The following is a 1,833-nucleotide window of genomic DNA, read 5'->3' as shown; positions in this document are numbered from 1 at the left end:
TCGAATACCAGTTCCCATGGGGTTGGGACGAACTTGAAGGTATCGCCAACCGGACGGACTTCGACCTCCGTCAGCACGCTGAGGCCAGTGGTGAGGACCTGCGCTATTACGATCAGGAAGCCGACGAGCGCTTCTTTCCGTACGTCATCGAACCCGCCGCCGGGGCCACCCGGACGACCTTTGCGCTTCTCATCGACGCCTACGACGAGGAAGTGGTCAACGAAGAGAAGCGTATCGTTTTGAGGCTCGACCCGCGATTGGCCCCTTATCAGCTCGCCGTGCTTCCGCTGTCGAAGAAGGCTGAACTGGTCGAACCAGCTGAGGCGCTGGCCGATCGGTTGCGGCGCACCTATGAGCTCGAGGTGGATGTAACCCAGGCGATCGGACGCCGGTATCGACGTCAGGACGAAATCGGGACACCGTACTGCATCACGTATGACTTCGACTCGCTCGACGACGCAGCCGTGACCGTGCGAGATCGCGACTCCATGGCGCAGGATCGTGTTTCAATCGACCGGCTGGAGGGTTATCTGGCTGAACGGTTGAGTCCGCGCTAGCCACGGTTGACGGGAGCGTGGTGAGGTAATAGGTTCACGATTGTTGAACGTGGAAGCGGTGCCACGCCCCGAATGACCGGAGGTACGAACCTTGGCCACAATTCTGGACGTCGCACGTGAGGCCGGCGTGGGCGTCGGAACGGTCTCGCGGGTCCTCAACGGTCGGGAACGGGTGGCGCCCGGAACCAGAGCCAGGGTGCTTGCGGTTATTGAACGCCTCGACTACTCGCCTAACCTGAGCGCTCGATCGCTCTCAAGGGGACGTACCGACGCCATTTGTGTACTCGTTCCCTACCTCACGTCGGCGTCGGTCAATGCCCGTCTCCAGGGGGTCGTCGAGGGTCTCCAGTCTTCGGATCGAGAAACATTTCTCCAGATCGTGGATTCAGTCGACCAACGTGATCGGGCGATCGCCTCGGTTGTCGAAGGCGCCAAGCCAGCCGGACTATTGGTGATCTCTTTGCCACTTTCGGAGAACGTCATGACGTGTTTGTGCAAGGCCGAAATCGCCACGGTTGGCGTAGATGTGGCGCTCGATGGGGTCCCGTCGGTGACCGTCGACGACATCGAAGGTGGCCGTCTGGCGACCCGGTTCCTACTCGATCGCGGCCACAGGGCGGTCGCCTTCGTTGGTGACCTGGACCACCAGCCTCTCGGGTTCCGGTCTTCCCAGGATCGGCGGCTCGGTTACCTCGAGGTGCTCGCCAACGCCGGTATCGAGCCTGCGGATGAGTACGTCAAGACGGGTCCGTTTGGGCGGGAAAGCGCTCATCGGTTGACCCGCGAGCTCCTTTCACTTCCACACCCGCCGACCGCAATATTTGCCGCCTCGGACATTCAGGCCTTTGGGGTTCTTGAGGCAATACGCTCAAATGGCTTGCGAGTGCCGGAGGACATTTCGGTCATCGGGTATGACGACATCGAACTGGCTCCTTATGTTGGGTTGACATCAGTCCACCAGCCGCTGTTCGAGTCGGGACAGCTGGGGGCGGATCTTCTCATGGCTCTGTTTCGGCAAGCGGATGTCGAGGACGTCTCGTTGGCGGTTTCGGTTGTCGAGCGAAACACGGTTGCCCCGCTTTGACACGATGAACGGGTTTCACTGCCTGAGTCCTCTACCGCGTTAAATCTCAATTTGCCTAGGCTGACCCGAACCGGATCCTTTCTGGAATCGCATCGAAATGAACAAACCTGGCCAGGGAGTTGGTATGAGACGCGTCCTTGCAGTCGTGACAGCTATTGGAGTTCTTGGTGCTGGAGTCGCTCTGGCATGGTT

The 1,833-nt window shown here is 59.9% G+C and carries 2 protein-coding genes; both read left to right on the top strand.

Features of this window, described 5'->3' with window-relative positions; translation table 11 throughout:
- Nucleotides 1–557 (top strand): glycine--tRNA ligase (locus tag JJE47_16615; protein MBK5269045.1); only part of this gene is annotated, 557 nt, incomplete at its 5' end.
- 91 nt (nt 558–648) lie between these two features.
- Complete coding sequence (locus JJE47_16610; protein MBK5269044.1) at nt 649–1,641, top strand: LacI family DNA-binding transcriptional regulator; 993 nt, start codon at nt 649–651, stop codon at nt 1,639–1,641.
- Nucleotides 1,642–1,833 lie beyond the last annotated feature (192 nt).

The sequence above is a fragment of the Acidimicrobiia bacterium genome (genome assembly GCA_016650365.1).
Lineage (GTDB): Bacteria > Actinomycetota > Acidimicrobiia > Spongiisociales > JAENVV01 > JAENVV01.
Note: the sequence above shows the minus strand (reverse complement) of the source record. Positions and strands in the feature narration are given on the sequence as shown.